Origin of the sequence: Frankia nepalensis, assembly GCF_016786325.1 — a bacterium.
GTDB classification, from domain to species: Bacteria; Actinomycetota; Actinomycetes; order Frankiales; family Frankiaceae; genus Pseudofrankia; species Pseudofrankia nepalensis.
The window spans coordinates 1-1292 of the sequence record NZ_JADWYU010000001.1 but is presented as its reverse complement, the minus strand read 5'-3'; the positions used below and the strand labels follow the sequence as shown (position 1 = coordinate 1292).

1 protein-coding gene and 1 pseudogene are annotated in these 1292 nt (G+C 72.0%); both read left to right on the top strand.

Annotation, left to right across the window (positions count from 1 at the left end; translation table 11 throughout):
* Positions 1 to 302: 302 nt before the first annotated feature.
* Positions 303 to 593, top strand: a complete 291-nt coding sequence (locus I6A81_RS00010) for a mycoredoxin (protein ID WP_238431226.1) — start codon at positions 303 to 305, stop codon at positions 591 to 593.
* A gap of 149 nt (positions 594 to 742) precedes the next feature.
* Positions 743 to 1292, top strand: a pseudogene (locus I6A81_RS00005) (response regulator receiver protein); the annotation flags it as partial.

The window sequence follows — 1292 nt, the reverse complement described above, 5'->3', positions numbered from 1 at the left end:
GCCCGGAGTCATCCGTCGCCGCGCGCGGCGCCTGGGCGCCCGCCGGCCCGGTCGGGTGGGGGGAACGGGACGGGACGGCCAGCTCACCGGACATGGACCGAAACGGTAGTCACCCGGGCCGCGGGGAAGCGGCGGGCCCACGTCCGGGTTGTGGATGACTGGCCGCCGCGGCACGGCGGCCAGCCGGGGAACACCTCGGCCGCGTGACCAGGGTTCCTCCCGGATCGAAGGGTTCCTGCCCGACCGGCTTCGCCGGGCGGGCAAGGTTTGGAAGCCGATCCGGGAGGTGAGGGGCGACCTGGATGCGTGTTGAAGCGGCACCCCATAGGGTGGCCCAGGCGGGAGGACAACCAGTGCTCACGATGTACAGCACCAGCTGGTGTGGCTACTGCAGGCGACTCAAGCGCCAGTTGGACGACGCGGGTGTGGCATACGAGGTCATCGACATCGAGTCAGACCCGACGGCTGAGCAACTGGTCCGCGATGCGAACAACGGCAACGCGACAGTGCCCACGGTTGTCTTCCCGGATGGGACCGTGATGACGAATCCGTCCCTCCGCCAGGTCACAGAGAAAGTCACTTCTGCCGCATAACGGATACGCAGAGCAACGAGAAATCGGGGCTCTGCGCCGTCCGGACGCACACGCGACCGGCTCATGGGACGGTGTCCGTCACTGCCCGTGAAGTTTGTGGGAGAGTTCGGCCTGTGTCGTCACCACCCTCAGGACAGGCGCGGAGCACCGTGGACGCTGCCGCGCAGGCCGCCCAAGCCCTCCACCGCATGGAGGCGACCGGGTTCGTGGAGATTTCCGCGACAACGGCCACCTACCTGCGGGTCGCGGGGACGCTGCCGGGCCTGGAACCGGAAACACAGATTCCGCGCGCGGCGAGCCTGGTCGCCCGCGTTCTCGACGGTGCCCCGGCCATCGGCGCCAGCGAGGAAGCGGAAACCAGTCTGGCGGACACGGTCGAGTACGAGCGCCTCGGGGTGCGTAGCCACGTCGTCGTCCCCGTCCTGACCCGGACCGGGGAACTCGCCGGGCTACTGGTCGGGCTGGACCGCGGCGTCGTCGAGATCGGGGCCGCGACGCTGCCGCTGCTGCGCGGCATCGCCGACGGGCTCGGCGCGGGGTGGCCGGCCGTCGGCGCGGCCGGCGCGCCACCGGTCGCCGCGCCCACTCCGGCCGCGCCAGCTCCGGCCGCGCCAGCTCCGGCCGACGCCACCTCGGCGGCGCCCGGGCGACCGGACGTCGACGCGCCCGGCGCGGGTCCGACGCAGCCATCGGCGACGC

Bases quoted from the DNA above. Each gene is read 5' to 3' on its own strand.
- I6A81_RS00010 (WP_238431226.1), top strand. From the start codon at position 303: ATGCGTGTTGAAGCGGCACCCCATAGGGTGGCCCAGGCGGGAGGACAA.